General features: G+C 36.9%; 14 protein-coding genes, 2 tRNA genes and 1 other RNA gene. 11 read left to right on the top strand and 6 right to left on the bottom strand.

Features of this window, described 5'->3' with window-relative positions:
• Positions 1–256: 256 nt before the first annotated feature.
• Complete coding sequence (locus AC1M84_RS02765; RefSeq protein ID WP_481594463.1) at positions 257–1,552, top strand: hypothetical protein; 1,296 nt, start codon at positions 257–259, stop codon at positions 1,550–1,552.
• 29 nt (positions 1,553–1,581) lie between these two features.
• On the opposite strand, the gene smpB is transcribed toward AC1M84_RS02765, so the two are convergent.
• Positions 1,582–2,058, bottom strand: coding sequence for an SsrA-binding protein SmpB (gene smpB / locus AC1M84_RS02760; RefSeq protein ID WP_035269908.1), 477 nt, complete (start codon positions 2,056–2,058; stop codon positions 1,582–1,584).
• A gap of 139 nt (positions 2,059–2,197) precedes the next feature.
• Here smpB and coaD point away from each other — a divergent pair, with 139 nt between their 5' ends.
• The 4 genes from coaD (at position 2,198) to AC1M84_RS02740 (ending at position 3,513) form a co-directional block, all read left to right on the top strand.
• On the top strand, positions 2,198–2,689 hold the full coding sequence (gene coaD / locus AC1M84_RS02755) for a pantetheine-phosphate adenylyltransferase (RefSeq protein ID WP_035269911.1): 492 nt from the start codon (positions 2,198–2,200) through the stop codon (positions 2,687–2,689).
• A 1-nt stretch (position 2,690) separates the two neighbouring features.
• The gene (locus tag AC1M84_RS02750; protein ID WP_481593080.1) at positions 2,691–2,954 is read left to right on the top strand and encodes a YfhL family 4Fe-4S dicluster ferredoxin; all 264 of its coding nucleotides are present in this window, start codon (positions 2,691–2,693) and stop codon (positions 2,952–2,954) included.
• 28 nt (positions 2,955–2,982) lie between these two features.
• Positions 2,983–3,364, top strand: an RNA gene (rnpB, locus tag AC1M84_RS02745) — RNase P RNA component class A.
• 72 nt (positions 3,365–3,436) lie between these two features.
• Positions 3,437–3,513: transfer RNA gene (locus AC1M84_RS02740), tRNA-Met, on the top strand.
• Between the two features lie 57 nt (positions 3,514–3,570).
• Here AC1M84_RS02740 and AC1M84_RS02735 read toward each other — a convergent pair.
• Complete coding sequence (locus tag AC1M84_RS02735) at positions 3,571–3,879, bottom strand: hypothetical protein (protein WP_481594377.1); 309 nt, start codon at positions 3,877–3,879, stop codon at positions 3,571–3,573.
• Between the two features lie 256 nt (positions 3,880–4,135).
• Here AC1M84_RS02735 and AC1M84_RS02730 point away from each other — a divergent pair.
• Positions 4,136–4,212 (top strand) — tRNA-Met (locus tag AC1M84_RS02730).
• Between the two features lie 35 nt (positions 4,213–4,247).
• Here the strand turns inward: AC1M84_RS02730 and AC1M84_RS02725 are convergent.
• The 3 genes from AC1M84_RS02725 to AC1M84_RS02715 all read right to left on the bottom strand — a co-directional run bounded on the left by AC1M84_RS02725 (position 4,248) and on the right by AC1M84_RS02715 (position 7,715).
• Positions 4,248–5,267, bottom strand: coding sequence for a hypothetical protein (locus AC1M84_RS02725; protein ID WP_481593079.1), 1,020 nt, complete (start codon positions 5,265–5,267; stop codon positions 4,248–4,250).
• Positions 5,260–6,885, bottom strand: a complete 1,626-nt coding sequence (locus tag AC1M84_RS02720) for an NAD+ synthase (protein WP_481594376.1) — start codon at positions 6,883–6,885, stop codon at positions 5,260–5,262. The genes AC1M84_RS02725 and AC1M84_RS02720 overlap by 8 nt, the downstream gene beginning before the upstream one ends.
• A gap of 341 nt (positions 6,886–7,226) precedes the next feature.
• Positions 7,227–7,715, bottom strand: coding sequence for a hypothetical protein (locus AC1M84_RS02715; RefSeq protein ID WP_092766833.1), 489 nt, complete (start codon positions 7,713–7,715; stop codon positions 7,227–7,229).
• A gap of 282 nt (positions 7,716–7,997) precedes the next feature.
• Between AC1M84_RS02715 and AC1M84_RS02710 the strand changes: the two genes are divergently transcribed.
• From AC1M84_RS02710 to AC1M84_RS02700, 3 genes are read left to right on the top strand one after another with little or no spacing between them, the layout of a single operon-like run.
• Positions 7,998–8,951 (top strand): metal-dependent hydrolase, encoded by a 954-nt coding sequence (locus tag AC1M84_RS02710; RefSeq protein WP_481594375.1) that lies wholly within the window; start codon positions 7,998–8,000, stop codon positions 8,949–8,951.
• Positions 8,952–8,988: 37 nt separating this feature from the next.
• Positions 8,989–9,813 carry an SDR family NAD(P)-dependent oxidoreductase gene (locus AC1M84_RS02705; protein ID WP_481594462.1) on the top strand — a complete coding sequence of 275 codons (825 nt, stop codon included), beginning with the start codon at positions 8,989–8,991 and terminating at the stop codon, positions 9,811–9,813.
• Positions 9,814–9,828: 15 nt separating this feature from the next.
• The gene (locus AC1M84_RS02700; protein ID WP_481594374.1) at positions 9,829–11,406 is read left to right on the top strand and encodes a flavin-containing monooxygenase; all 1,578 of its coding nucleotides are present in this window, start codon (positions 9,829–9,831) and stop codon (positions 11,404–11,406) included.
• Between the two features lie 158 nt (positions 11,407–11,564).
• On the opposite strand, the gene gltA is transcribed toward AC1M84_RS02700, so the two are convergent.
• Positions 11,565–12,839, bottom strand: coding sequence for a citrate synthase (gltA, locus tag AC1M84_RS02695; RefSeq protein ID WP_035269948.1), 1,275 nt, complete (start codon positions 12,837–12,839; stop codon positions 11,565–11,567).
• A gap of 1,041 nt (positions 12,840–13,880) precedes the next feature.
• Here gltA and sdhC point away from each other — a divergent pair.
• Complete coding sequence (gene sdhC / locus AC1M84_RS02690; protein ID WP_179997761.1) at positions 13,881–14,279, top strand: succinate dehydrogenase, cytochrome b556 subunit; 399 nt, start codon at positions 13,881–13,883, stop codon at positions 14,277–14,279.
• Positions 14,279–14,644: a succinate dehydrogenase, hydrophobic membrane anchor protein gene (sdhD, locus tag AC1M84_RS02685; protein ID WP_035268511.1), complete on the top strand. Its 366-nt coding sequence runs from the start codon at positions 14,279–14,281 to the stop codon at positions 14,642–14,644. Before sdhC ends, sdhD begins: the two co-directional genes overlap by 1 nt.
• Positions 14,645–14,655 lie beyond the last annotated feature (11 nt).

Genomic DNA, 14,655 nt, shown 5'->3' with positions numbered 1-14,655 from the left:
TAGATATACTTGAGTTTTAAGTTTGCATTTCATCGGATAAATTGGAATATACATCACATTTTAAAAATTAATAATGTGATGTAAGTCTCTAGAAAATATTCAATTTTATTTTAATTTCTATATTTTAATTCATTTAGCAAGTTTTAAGCCTCTTTATTTTTTTCATTAATTTATAGATAGTAATGATGTTGCTTATGGATTAAGCCTGAATAAAAATAATATGGAGACTCTAATGTTGAAGAGTTTACTTGGTTCTATCAAATTGATTTTATCAACATCATGCTTAGTGTTGATTCCTTTGTATGCAACGGCTAATAACATTCATAATGATTTAAAAATGATGAGTGATGAAGAGTTATCAGCGACAAATGGCCAAGCTTTGTTAAGTATGAGTTATATTGATCCCAATGATGGGGCAAACAATATGCGAGGTAAAGGTGTTGGCTTTTATAAGCTTGGAATGGAAGCAGATATAGAACTCAATGCAAATATTAAGCATTTACAACTTGGCTGTGGTGGTATTAATGGAGCAGGTGGATGTGATATTGATATCGAAAATCTGAGTTTGAGCGGTATGTCAGACACTAGAGAAGGTCGTGCGGGTTCTTCAGCCAAGTTAACCAATCCATTTTTAGAGTTCGCGGTAAAAAATCCAACATCTGCATCAACTCGAGAAGTTGTGGGTTTGCGTCTCAGTGCTGAAAAAGTATTAGGTTTACTGACGCTTGGTGATGAAAACTCTGACAAACCGAATGGTATTAACTCACTCAGTGGTTATTTAAAAATTAATCCCACTCAGGGTATGGGCTATACTAATGCTCGAAGTATGACTTATGCTGATACTGGTCAAACTATTGATGGAAAAGTGAATGCAAGAATTTGTTTAATTTGTATTATCGCACCTACTTTGACACTCGATTTTAAATCGAATAATTACAATTTAGCATTACAAGAAACGACGGCACCAATTCAAATTAATGGAACTACGGTCTCTGGTACTCGAATGAGTTCTGCACAGCTGACAGGTGTTGCCAATATTAATCAGTTGAATTTTGGTGGTGATCTCAAGGCTAATATCCAAGTGCTAGGGGTAGGATTGCTGAATTTGCAAAAAGAGGTCAGTGGTAACATTACGGGCTTAAAAGCCAACATTACGGTAGATCAAAATCTAGGTTTAATTCATAAAATCCCTGTAAACAATCCATTCTCACTCTCTGTTCAAAATAGTGAGATCTGGTGGCCAAATGCTGATGTTGCTGCACAGCAAGGTTGGTGGATGGCATTTAATGATTCGATCAATATTGGAGATGTTACACCTGAGAAGCGTATTGATATTACAAATGATGTGTTAAAACAAGTGGTTGGACCAATCAGTGATTATATCAGTCGAAATCCTCCATCTTGTAATGCACTTGATTGTCTGTTTGGTGACAAACTTGGTGTTGGAAATGTTCATTTGCCGAATACCAATGTAAATTTTCCATTAAAAGATCTACAACTTAAAAATCAAACCTTTGCTCCAAACTGTTATGGAAGTTTAAGGTTCTGTTAATAAAAAAACCGCTCATATGAGCGGTTTTTTTATTTATGAAAAATTCTTGCTTTATCACGCTGCCAATCGCGGTCTTTTTCAGTGGCACGTTTGTCGTGTAACTGTTTACCTTTAACAAGCGCAATTTCGAGTTTGACTAAACGACCTTTCCAATAGCACGCCAAAGGTACACATGTGTAACCTTTTTGATTGATCGCCCCTTGGAGTTTCTCGAGTTCACGACGTGAAAGAAGTAGCTTACGAGTACGTGTTGCTTCGGGAACGATATGAGTTGAAGCAGAAAGAAGAGGTTGAATTTGAGCACCAAATAAATAAGCTTCATTATTTTTGAAAATAATATAGCTTTCCGTGATACTCATGCGTCCAGCGCGAAGAGATTTTACTTCCCAACCTTGTAACGCTAAACCAGCTTCAAATTTTTCCTCAATAAAATAATCGTGACGTGCACGTTTGTTGAGCGCAATAGTGCCACTATTATTTTTTTTAACTACAATCGATTTCGACATAATACAAATATTCCAAGATTAGGCCTATTTTGCCTCAAACTTGGCTTGAGGTGAAGTCATTTCACTGTCAACAAGTGTGCGTGTGAATTGAGTTTTTGTTAAACTATGCGCCTACATAATAATCTTAGAGTATAAATGGATGTCTAAAACTCGTGTCATCTATCCGGGAACATTCGATCCTATTACCAATGGTCATATTGATCTTGTCTCTCGTGCTGCAAAAATGTTTGATGAAGTTGTAGTTGCGATTGCAATTGGTCATCACAAAAATCCAGTGTTTAGTTTAGATGAGCGAGTTGCGCTTGCAAAATCATCATTAAGCCATTTAGATAACGTAGAATTTGTTGGTTTTGATGGTTTGTTGGTGAATTTTTTTCAAGAGCAAAAGGCAACAGCTGTACTCAGAGGTTTAAGAGCAGTATCTGACTTTGAATATGAGTTTCAACTTGCAAATATGAATCGTCAATTAGATTCAAATTTTGAAGCTGTATTTTTAACGCCGTCAGAGCAATACTCGTTTATTTCATCCACGTTAGTTCGTGAAATTGCACGTTTGAAAGGTGATGTGACGAAATTTGTGCCAAAAGCAGTTGTTGAGGCATTTGAACGTAAGCATCAGCAAGGTTGGTAGAGTGTCTTTAATTATTACGGATGAGTGCATCAATTGTGACGTTTGTGAGCCTGTATGCCCAAATGAAGCGATTTATATGGGTGAACTGATCTATGAAATTGATCCAAACCTATGTACTGAATGTGTTGGTCATCATGACCAACCCCAGTGTTCATTATTCTGCCCAGTAGACTGTATTCCTAAAGATTCTAATCATGTGGAATCTGAGGATGAATTGTTGGAAAAGTATAAAAAACTAATTGCTCAAAAAAGCACGAGCAATTGATCTCAAAGTTTGTTAAGATGCGCCACTTGAAGTGAGCCAGACGATCGCTGCTGTGGAGGTCTTCGTGACTAAAGCAGGGGAGGAAAGTCCGGGCTTCATCGGGCAAGGTGCCAGGTAACGCCTGGGAGGCGTAAGCCTACGGAAAGTGCAGCAGAGAGTAGACCGCCATTTTGCAACTGAACTTCGGTTTAGCCTAGAGAATGGTAAGGGTGAAAGGGTGCGGTAAGAGCGCACCGCATGACTGGTAACAGTTCATGGCATGGTAAACCCCACTTGAAGCAAGACCAAATAGGAATCCTTAAGGTATGGCCCATACTGGATTCGGGTAGGTCGCTTGAGCATATGAGTGATTGTATGCCTAGAGGAATGATCGTTCTAGACAGAACCCGGCTTATCGGCTCACTTCAACAAATTTTGATCAAACAGTGCCGATATTACTTGACGGATACATCAATCAAGTAGATAATGCGCCCACAGTTTACGGCTATGTAGCTCAGTTGGTTAGAGCACCGCACTCATAATGCGGGGGTCACAGGTTCAAGTCCCGTCATAGCCACCATTTTTATAGACCACACTCACTAGTGTGGTCTTTTTTTATGTGTGAAATCTTGAGTTTTCATTGGCACTGAATAAGCTGAGAATCTAACTTAATTTTTGGAAACTCTTGTTCAAATTGTGCTAAAACGGCTGTCTGATTTACATTTGAAAACACAATATTTTGCAAGCTTTCAATTTTTTGCTCAGACAAATAAAGCTGTGCACAATGAAGAGCAACCGCATTCTCTTTACTCACGGCAAGTTTACGATCTTCAGGAATGACATCAATATGCACGAGCTTTTGTTGAGCACGGCTTAATTGAACTAGAGTTCGTTTTTGTTGCATGGTTATAAAGTTTTGAGCATTGATCCATTGAGCGACATCCATGCGTACACCGTGATAATTCACAAATATGGGATAAATCGTTTGGCATCCGCTCACAAGGCTTAAAGAGCATATGAGAATGAAATATTGAGGATTGAGCATGATTTTGATGTCATTGAAACCTTACTATTACAATAAAATCATATAATTATGGATTAATTTTGTTCAAATAAGGTTTATTTGTATAAAGGGTGATCATTAGTGCTTTCGTATGCTTGACGATACAACGATAACTTAAGATAATGCGCACACAGTTTACGGCTATGTAGCTCAGTTGGTTAGAGCACCGCACTCATAATGCGGGGGTCACAGGTTCAAGTCCCGTCATAGCCACCATTTTTATAGACCATGCTCACCGCATGGTCTTTTTTTTATTTCTCAAAATGTTTTGAGATAATATCAAGTGTAGATTGTGCTTGATAAAAAGGCTGAATCAAACTTTGAATTAATTGTTCTAGAACGCCAAAATCATTTAACATGCTGATAAGCTGAGGTGCAAAACGATGTGCTTCGATCACTAAATCTTCTTGAGTTAGTCCAACAGCCGTGAGTAAAGCTTGTAAACTGTAATCACCAAAATATTCATAGAACTCATCAACCACTTCTAAAATGATGGACTGAATCTCAGAGGACTGGCGTAAATTTCTCCAGGTTTCATAGACCAGAATAAAAAAATCTTCGACATCAATGGCTTCAATCTGCTCAAGCTGAGCTGAAATTTTTTGAAATTGGAGATCTGACCAAATATGTTGAATGATTTCATAAAGTTCATTTTGAGGCAGTGTGATAATTTCGCCTAATTGAACCAATATTGCATTTGCAAGTTGGGATTCTAGTTTTAACTCTAATGTGTGTTGCTGATCTTGGAGAAAATTAAAAATCTTTGATTTGACCGTATTATTTTGAACTTTATTTTTTCGAAGCCTATCCAGCCAAGGTGTATATTTTTCTAAAATTTGATTTGCTAATTGAAGACTTACTGCATGCGCCTTCTCATTACTTAAAATTTGTTGTTTTAAACCATAACGTACTTGATCTAATTCAAGAATTTTATTTAGCCATAGCCCAAAATCTTGGTCAGAAATTAAATCTCCGATTAAAGCATTTGAATCCTTTAAATGAAGGTAAATACGTTGTGCAACTGCGCCAATAAACTCTAGTAAATCAGGTCCAAGATTTAATTCAAAAGCATATTTTGAAACAACAGCATGAAGTTGTTCAAGATTTACAATGTCTTTTAGTTTGATTCGATTGAACTGAGCATAAGCCTCTGAAACAAACGTGTCTAGTACAGCATTAGATTCAGCATTTAATAAATACTGTTGCGTAAACCGAATTTGCTCAAGCATAAGTGCTTGAGCAAATTGATTGAGTTGTGTCGAGTTAGACACCTGCTTTCCATCCATTTACGATTGGATAGCGGCGTTCGCGGCTAAATGCACGAGAGGATATACGTGGACCAATTGCACCCTGACGGCGCTTATATTCGTTGCGATCAACCAATCCAATGACTTTAGTCACGATATCTCGATCAAAACCTTTAGAAATAATATCTTCAAGACTCTGATCTTCTTCAATATATGCATATAAAATTGCATCAAGAACATCGTAAGGTGGTAATGAGTCTTGATCTTTTTGATCAGGGCGTAATTCAGCAGAAGGTGGGCGAGTAATCACACGTTCAGGGATTACAGGCGTATCTTCCAAACTATTACGGTATTTTACTAACTCAAATACAATCGTTTTATAAACATCTTTAAGTACAGCAAAACCACCGACCATATCACCGTACAGTGTGCAGTAACCAACAGAAAATTCAGATTTGTTACCTGTAGATAAAACAAGATTACCAAATTTATTCGACAGACCCATTAATAAGGTGCCGCGTGCGCGAGCTTGTAAATTTTCCTCAGTTGCATCAGCAGGAGAATTGCCGAAGAATGGGTGTAATGTCTGCATAAAGCTGTTGACGATTGGGTGAATTTCCGCAATACCAAAAGTGACTCCCATACGTTTTGCCTGCTCAGTCGCGTCTTCAACGCTGATTTGAGAAGTATATGTATAAGGCATCATAACCGCTTGAACTTTATCTGCTCCAATAGCATCGACAGCGATTGCAAGAGTAAGCGCTGAGTCAATACCACCAGAGAGACCAAGAATGACGCCAGGGAAACCTGAGCGTTGTACATAATCTCGTGTTGCTAAAACCAAAGCTTGGTAAATTTCTGCAATCGTATCTAATGCAGGTGCTTTGATAGTGGCTTTAAAAGATTTAAGCTCTGCTTCATATTCAACATGAAAAAGGTCTTCTTTGAAGCTTGGTGCTTCAAGTACAACTTCACCGTTTGAATTTATAACGAAACTTGTTCCGTCGAAAATAAGATCATCTTGACCCCCCACTTGGTTGACATAAACAAGATTGAGATTCAATTGTTTAGCTAACTCTTTAAGCGTAACAACACGGTGTTGAGGCTTTCCAACTTCGTATGGTGAGGCATTTAACACAAGAACAGTTTCAACATTCAGTTTGGCAAGTTGTTGAACACTCTCAAGTGTCCAGACATCTTCGCAAATTAATACACCGAATTTATGTCCTAAATACTCAAATACAAGGTGTTGATGACCCTCAGCGAAATATCTCTTTTCATCAAAAACACTATAATTTGGTAAATTTTGCTTGTTATAAATACCTAATACTTGCCCATCTTTCATAACGGCTGCAGAGTTATAGCGTGCACCCGAATCAGCTTGATTAACAAAACCAAATACCATCACAATGTCTTTCACTTCAGCCAGTTTTTCGAAAGCTGATGCTGTACGTTTGCTTAGGCTTGGACGAAGTAGGAGATCCTCTGCAGGATAACCAATGGTCGAAAGTTCAGGAAACACAATGATATTGGCATTTTGCTGTTTGGCTTCATTAGCGAGTTCAATCATTCGTTGAACATTGGCTTCTATATTGCCGACAAATGGAGAGAATTGAGCAAGAGAAACTTTAAAACTATTCATTTAAACCAAGTCCTATCCTATAGGTTTATATACAGCACGTGCTGATTTTATTGGAGTAATTATTCAGCTGTGTGTATGTGATATTACATAACTGCCAAATGGCTCAAATTTACATCATTAAAACATGATAAAAGATCTTATTTCTTGCACAGCAAAAACTACGATTCATATGTATTCTATCTAAAATAAAAGTAGATACTAGCTTTTGCCATTGTTTGTACATAAAAAATTAAATCGTAATGGATTTGCGACACAGTAAATCAGATGTCAAAGTTGATATGGTGTTTCTGATTCACAAATCAATAGCTTGAATAAAAAATATTCTTTTAATTTTACAATTTTTATTGATTCAAAATAATATTCGGAATCTTTTTCAAAAATATATCTCTAGCTATATCGCCTTGTTGTTCAATGTTGTAGTCATTGAAATTTTTTTTAGGGTCAAATTTATAGGCATAAGGATTATACTTTTTGAAGGAAATAAAATACGCACTTTGCAGAAAAGCGCCTTTGAGCAAAACATTTTGTCCTTGTTGGTGTTGTAAAATATGAGTCATCTCGTGAATGAAAATTCCTTGATAGATTTTATTTTCTTTCGAATAGTCAGTTTTGAAATGTTTGTTACGAATATGCAAATAGCCCTTTGGTGCCATAAATACCGCTGAGGGTTGCCACGGTAGAAACGGATGATTCATGATTTTCACCCTGTCATAATCTATAAGATCACCAAAGACACTTTGGCTCAACGTGATTTCACCTTGGGTGAGTGATCTACATCTAAAAGCGTCAAATTTTATCCATTTTAAAATAAGTGGCATCCACAACATCATACTTATTTCTTAATCTACTTAAAGTTTATGTGACACTCAAAATATCACTAATTGGAATCATTACTTGTTAAAAATCGTGTTGACCTTTAATGATAATGAAATGGTATTTACTGATTAAAACTTAATAATTTTGTTAGACAATCTTGATGAATGAGCAATTATGCCATCTCTAAAGATTTATTATGCAAATGGCTATTTCGTCTTTTTATCTTAATTTTTTAGAAACGTCGAAGAATTCACATTATTTGAATTTATTCACTGAGATAAAAGAGAAGGTTCGCCATGTTATTAACTCAGCCACTAAAAAAAATTTCTAAATTTCTAAACGATTCTAAATTTGATCCTGAGAATCAATCAAAAGCTATTCCAATTCGTCATATGAAATTTGATTTTGATCATCAAAAGATTGATCCAAAATTTTATTTGAATGCGGAATTAGCAAGTGCTTACTTTGCCTCACTTTCAATTTTTTTAACCTATGGTGAGGATCTCGTTATTGATACAGCGCGTTATCATCGTGACTTTATTCAAGATCCATTACTGAAGCAAAGAGTGACAGCGCTGATTGGGCAAGAAGCTTTACATTCTAAACTTCATGAAGAATTAAATGACGCTTTTTTAAAGGCAGATTTGCCTGTCAAATTGTTTAGATTTCTGGCGCATCACGTTTTTGAATATGGTTTTAATCGGTTGCCTCAGCCAATGAAATTATCGCTTATGGCTGGGATTGAGCATTTTACCGCAGTGCTTGCTGAATACATGATGAATCATGAGCATATTTTCTTCGAATCTCAAGATGAGAAACAACGCGCAATTTGGATGTGGCATATGCTTGAGGAATCAGAGCATAAAGATATTGCATATGATGTGTTCCAACTTCTTTCGAGTAACTATGCTTTAAGAATAGCAGGCTTTTTCCCAGCGCTTATTACGATTTTAGTGCTGATTTCTGCTGCATCACTAGTTGTGCCATTTTATCGTAAGCCATCAAATCTAATCAGTTTAAGTTACTACAAAGATATGTACCGAAGTGTAGGTTTGATTTTTGGTCTAAAAGATGGTGTTTATGGCAGTTCGATCAAACATATTCTCGAATATCTCAAACCAGACTTCCATCCGAATGATCATGATACATCAGCGTTTTTAGAGTACTACAAAGAACGTTTATTAAATCCAGTGGATGGTATTCTAACACCATACTTTACGAAGGAATTCATGCCTGCTTTAAAGGTATAAGAATAAGGATAGTTCATGCTTTTTTTTTAAGAAGAAAATTAAACCGAGCCATCAGGCTTATGCTGTGGTAACGGGTGCGGGAAGTGGTATTGGACGCAGTTTTGCATTGGAAATTGCAAAACGTGGTGGTCAAGTGGTGTGTGCTGATATTAATTTAGCTGCAGCTGAAGAAACTGTTCAGCTGATTTCTCAGACCACAGGGCAAAAAGCATTTGCTGAATCCTGCGATGTGGGAAAAAAGGAAGATGTTGAGCGAGTGGCGAATCAAGCAGAAAACCTTTTTAATCATCCTGTGACACTTGTTATTAATAATGCTGGCGTGGGGTTAGGTGGTAAGTTTGATGAGATGACACTAGAAGATTGGCAATGGTGTATGCATGTCAACTTATGGGGCGTGATTCATGGTTGCCACTTTTTTGTACCGAAGTTTAAACAACAAGGTTATGGGGCAATTATTAATGTTGCTTCAGCAGCAGGATTTACAGCTGCACCTGAAATGACAGCTTATAACGTGACGAAATCTAGTGTACTTGCATTATCTGAAACGTTATCTGCAGAACTACATCAAGATAATATCCGTGTGAATGTGCTTTGCCCAACTTTAGTACCTACTAATATTATGAAGAATGGGCGATTACCTTCCAATTACTCGGGTTTAGCGGATGATTTATTGCAGAATCATGCATTTGTCACAAGCGATCAAGTTGCACAAAAAACCTTAAACAATTTAGATAAAGGCATTCTTTATACGATTCCACAACCAGACGCGAAATTATTTTGGTTGATGAAGCGTGCTTCACCGACCTTATATACCAAAATGTTAGGTGTAGGTTATCCATGGTTTAAGCGTTTTGTAAAATAATAGAGAGATAAAAGAATGACACTCGATAACGAATTAGAGAGCAATGCAGATTTAAAAATTCAAACTGCTGATCAATCTGAAAAAGCAGAAGTAAAAGTAAAGAAAAAAAATAACGCAGATAAAGAACTTAAAGTCGAACAATCACAAAAGGTGTATGACACGATTGTTGTTGGTGCAGGTATTTCCGGTATCGCTGCGGCATATAAAATGAATCAGGCAGGATATCGCGACTACATTGTGCTGGAAAAAGCGAACCGAGTTGGTGGTACATGGCGCGATAATAATTATCCAGGATGTGGATGTGATGTTCCTTCAGCCTTATATTCTTTTTCCTTTTCGCCAAGTCACAAATGGAGTCATTTGTTTGCCAAGCAGCCAGAAATCTTAAGTTATCTTGAGGAAGTGGTTGAGAAGCATCAATTGACTGAAAAAATCCAATTTAATCATGAATTAAAAACAGCACGTTGGGATAACGAGAAGGCGCAGTGGTCGTTAGAAACTTCTCAAGGAAAGTATCTAGCAAAAACGGTAATCTTTACAACGGGACCGATTACTGAGCCATCATTTCCAAAAATTAAGGGCATAGAAAGTTTCAAGGGGGAAATGTTTCACTCTGCAAGATGGAATCATGAGTACGATCTGAAAGGTAAACGTATTGCTGTTATTGGTACAGGTGCTTCAGCGATTCAATTTATTCCTCAGGTTCAGCCATTAGCGAAAGAACTCTTTGTGTTTCAGCGTACAGCACCTTGGGTGTTGCCAAAAGCTGATATGAATTTGAATGATCAAGCGAAATCACTGATCCAGAAATTTCCCGTTATTCAATCCACTTGGCGGAGCAGTATTGCCCAAATTTTAAATGGCATTAACTTTGGTTTGCGTAATCCGAAAGTGCTGAAGCCTGTGAATTTCTTAAGCAAACAATTATTGAAGTTGCAAATTCAAGATGATGAATTAAGAAAAAAAGTCACACCAAATTTTGATATTGGCTGTAAACGTCTTTTATTTGCCAACAATTACTATCCAGCATTGCAACAAGATAATGTGAAATTAATCAATGAGGGGTTGGTTGAGATTGATGGGAATACGGTCGTTGCGGCCAATGGTGAGCGTCATGAAGTAGATGTCATCATTTGGGGTACGGGTTTTGAGGTATCGCATCCGCCAATTGGTAAACGCATTTACGATATGGATGGGAAGCTCTTAGCAGATCGCTGGAAAAATAGTTCACCGGAAGCTTATTTAGGTGCAAGTATTACCAATGTACCAAATGCATTTTTGGTGTTAGGACCAAATATTCTGGTTTATGACTCATTTATTGGTATTGCTGAAGCTCAATTAGATTATATTCTTGATGGCCTACTAAAGATCAAAAAGCAAAATATTAACAAGCTTGTGATTAAAGACGACGTTGTTAAGCGACATAATCAATTGGTTCAAAAACATCTTAAAACCACTGTATTTAATGCAGGTGGCTGTAAGAGTTACTATTTGGATGAAAATGGTCGTAACTTTGCAGCATGGCCATGGTCTCTTGCAAAATTAAAACAGCAGTTAAGCTCATTAAATTTGGATCATTATTCACAACACTGATCAAAAAAGCCTGATTTAATCAGGCTTTTTTTTTGTTTGTAGATATTCTAGATATACGAGGTTTCTATTTCATCAGGGCTGAAAACAATAGTTTGTTGTTAATCAGATAATAAAAAACCACCCAAAGGGTGGTTTTTTGACTGTCGACGCAGTTCGAATTAACGAACGATATCGCGTTGAACTTCGCCAGTGTAAAGTTGACGAGGACGTCCAATCTTGTATGGGCCGCTGTGCATTTCTAACCAGTGGCTGATCCAACCAACAGTACGTGCAAGTGCGAAGATTACAGTGAACATTTCTGTTGGGATACCAATCGCTTTAAGGATGATACCTGAATAGAAGTCAACGTTTGGATAAAGGTTACGCTTGATGAAGTATTCATCAGAAAGTGCGATACGCTCCAATTCCATTGCTAAAGCTAACTGTGGATCATTGATACCTAAAGCACCAAGAACTTCATCACAAGTTTCTTTCATTACTTTAGCACGTGGATCGAAGTTTTTATAAACACGGTGACCGAAGCCCATAAGTTTAACTTCTTTAGTCTTCACTTTTTCCATGAAGCCAGCAACGTTTTCTACAGAGCCGATTTCATCAAGCATCTTAAGAACAGCTTCGTTTGCACCACCGTGAGCAGGGCCCCAAAGTGCAGAGATACCAGCAGCGATACATGCATACGGATTAGCACCAGTAGAACCAGCTAAACGTACTGTAGACGTAGAAGCATTTTGTTCATGGTCAGCATGAAGCGTGAAGATACGATCCATTGCTTTTGCAAGAATAGGGTTAACTTTGTAATCACGATCTGCTGGAGTAGCAAACATCATGTACAAGAAGTTTTCTGCATAGCTTAAGTCATTACGTGGGTAAACGAATGGTTGACCAACAGTATACTTGTAGCTCCACGCAGCAAGGGTAGGAATTTTAGCAATCAAACGGATCGCAGTAATTTCACGGTGATCAACATTTTCGATATCAAGGTTGTTGTGATAGAACGCTGATAACGCACCAACAACACCAACCATAATCGCCATAGGGTGTGCATCACGGCGGAAACCGTTATAGAAGCGGCTAACTTGATCGTGAACCATGGTGTGGTTACGAACTTTAGCGTCAAACTCTTCTTTTTGCTCAGCTGTAGGAAGCTCACCATTTAATAATAAGTAGCAAGTTTCTAAATAATCAGCTTTAGTAGCTAGTTGGTCGATTGGATAACCACGGTGTAATAGAACACCTTTATTACCATCGATAAATGTGATTTTAGACTCGCAAGACGCTGTAGCCATAAAACCAGGATCAAAAGTGAAGTGACCTGCGGCCAATACATCTTTAACGTCGATTACATCTGGGCCCAATGTGCCGCTGTAAATTGGTAATTCAATTTCTTTGCCATCAAGCTGTAATACGGCTTTTTTGCCAGTTGCTTCAGACATTCAATAGATCTCCTGTCCTGGTGAATGTTTTATCTAACCCGAAATAATCTGTTGTAATCCGTGAGTTAGACGGTTTCAAAATTTGCTCTAAGCTTAGTGAGTAGTCAAAAATTGTCAATTATACTTATGGATAAAAATGACGACCTAAAGTGACTGGTTCTAAACTCAGTTAATCAGTAGGAATTTATCTGCTTTTCACTAGCGCCGCCGTATAATAAGACAATTTCAACGGTAGTGGCATAAAAAAAAAGACAAAAACGTGCATATTTTGATGATTTAAACCATGTAATGCTTGATTATTAATACCTTTTATCAATATGTTAAAGGTTGTGAAAAGCGATTGTTTATAGAATTTGTCTGTTTTTTTAAGATGATAGACTGAATAAATAGACCAATAATGACAATGAAATATTTTTTTTCACTTTATTTACTAATTGATTAAAAAGTGTCTAATTTATGATGTTTCATTACATTTTAAGTGATGAGCTCAACATTAGAAAATGAAGTTCATTTTGTAATTAATTTATAAGTGCATATGATTTTTATCCTTTTTTACATTTGAAATTACTCAATTCAATTAGATAAAAAAACAATGACCATGTGAGCAATATTCATTTTTCTAATTAGTTTTAAAAGTACAAATTATTTGAGAATTAATTTTCTTTAAGTTTTTGAAAAATAAAATAAATATTATATTTCTTAAAAAAATATATTTTTGTAGTGAGTTGTGCTTTAGTCTAATTAAGACAAATCGAACATTTGAGTTCAGTAACACTAAATTAAAATAAATTGATATAAATATTAATGGCTTAGTGTTTGTATTTAAATGGAGAGATGACTTAACTGTAAGAAAGTAGATGTAAATGATTCTTATTTAAAAATATTTTATGGTTGACGCCTGCTTCGTAGGTTTGTAATTTGAAATTGCACGTTTTATAATTCCGTGTCGTATAAAGGTTTAGACAATTTATTTGTCTAACAAATGCCAGCTTTCCTTCGAATTAATTCCAACAAACTCCGGATGGAGTTTTTAACTACAGGATGCCCGCTGTGAAAAGCAACAGACCTGTCAATTTGTCCATGGGTCAAGTTTTAGACGTAAACTTAAAATCCCCTGTGGCTATTGCATCTATTTTACACCGTCTTTCAGGTGTCATCGTATTTTTACTCGTACCAGTTCTCTTATGGATCTTAGACAAATCATTGTCTTCTCCTGAGGGCTTTGCACAAGTTCAAGCTATTTTTGATAGCTTTATCGTGCGCTTCATCGTATGGGTATTTGTCGCTGGCTTAATCTACCACTTCATCGCAGGTATCAAGCATTTGCTTGCTGATATGGGTATCGCTGAAGAGTTACAAAGTGGTCGTGTAGCAGCAACAATCGCATTAATTTTATCTGCAATTGGTATCGTTGCATCATTTGTATGGATCGTACTCTAATGAAAAGTGCTACTGGTTTAACGGGTTCAGGTTCTCGCGATTGGTTTATCCAGCGTGTAAGTGCTGTAGTTTTAGCTGTTTATACTGTTGTGGTGTTTGGTTGGATCCTTTGTAATGGTGGTTTCAACTTCGAACAGTGGTACGGCTTTATGATGACATTACCAATGAAGATTTTATCTTTATTGGCAGTCTTATCTCTTGTTGCACACGCATGGATTGGTATGTGGCAAGTATTCACTGACTATGTGACGACTCGCCAAATGGGTCCATCAGCATCAGGTTTACGCCTAGTACTGACTTCAGCAGTCATTATTGCTGTATTTGCATATGCGATCTGGGCAATCCAGATTTTTTGGGCGAATTGATAGGAAACAAT

The sequence above is a fragment of the Acinetobacter sp. 24-47-66 genome, assembly GCF_056779755.1.
The sequence above is the reverse complement of the archived record's forward strand: the minus strand, read 5'-3'. Positions and strand labels throughout refer to the sequence as shown.

Bases quoted from the DNA above. Each gene is read 5' to 3' on its own strand.
- smpB (WP_035269908.1), bottom strand. From the start codon at position 2,058: ATGTCGAAATCGATTGTAGTTAAAAAAAATAATAGTGGCACTATTGCG.
- coaD (WP_035269911.1), top strand. From the start codon at position 2,198: ATGTCTAAAACTCGTGTCATCTATCCGGGAACATTCGATCCTATTACC.
- AC1M84_RS02735 (WP_481594377.1), bottom strand. From the start codon at position 3,879: ATGGATGTCGCTCAATGGATCAATGCTCAAAACTTTATAACCATGCAA.
- AC1M84_RS02720 (WP_481594376.1), bottom strand. From the start codon at position 6,885: ATGAATAGTTTTAAAGTTTCTCTTGCTCAATTCTCTCCATTTGTCGGC.
- AC1M84_RS02715 (WP_092766833.1), bottom strand. From the start codon at position 7,715: ATGATGTTGTGGATGCCACTTATTTTAAAATGGATAAAATTTGACGCT.
- AC1M84_RS02710 (WP_481594375.1), top strand. From the start codon at position 7,998: ATGTTATTAACTCAGCCACTAAAAAAAATTTCTAAATTTCTAAACGAT.
- AC1M84_RS02700 (WP_481594374.1), top strand. From the start codon at position 9,829: ATGACACTCGATAACGAATTAGAGAGCAATGCAGATTTAAAAATTCAA.
- gltA (WP_035269948.1), bottom strand. From the start codon at position 12,839: ATGTCTGAAGCAACTGGCAAAAAAGCCGTATTACAGCTTGATGGCAAA.
- sdhC (WP_179997761.1), top strand. From the start codon at position 13,881: ATGCCCGCTGTGAAAAGCAACAGACCTGTCAATTTGTCCATGGGTCAA.
- sdhD (WP_035268511.1), top strand. From the start codon at position 14,279: ATGAAAAGTGCTACTGGTTTAACGGGTTCAGGTTCTCGCGATTGGTTT.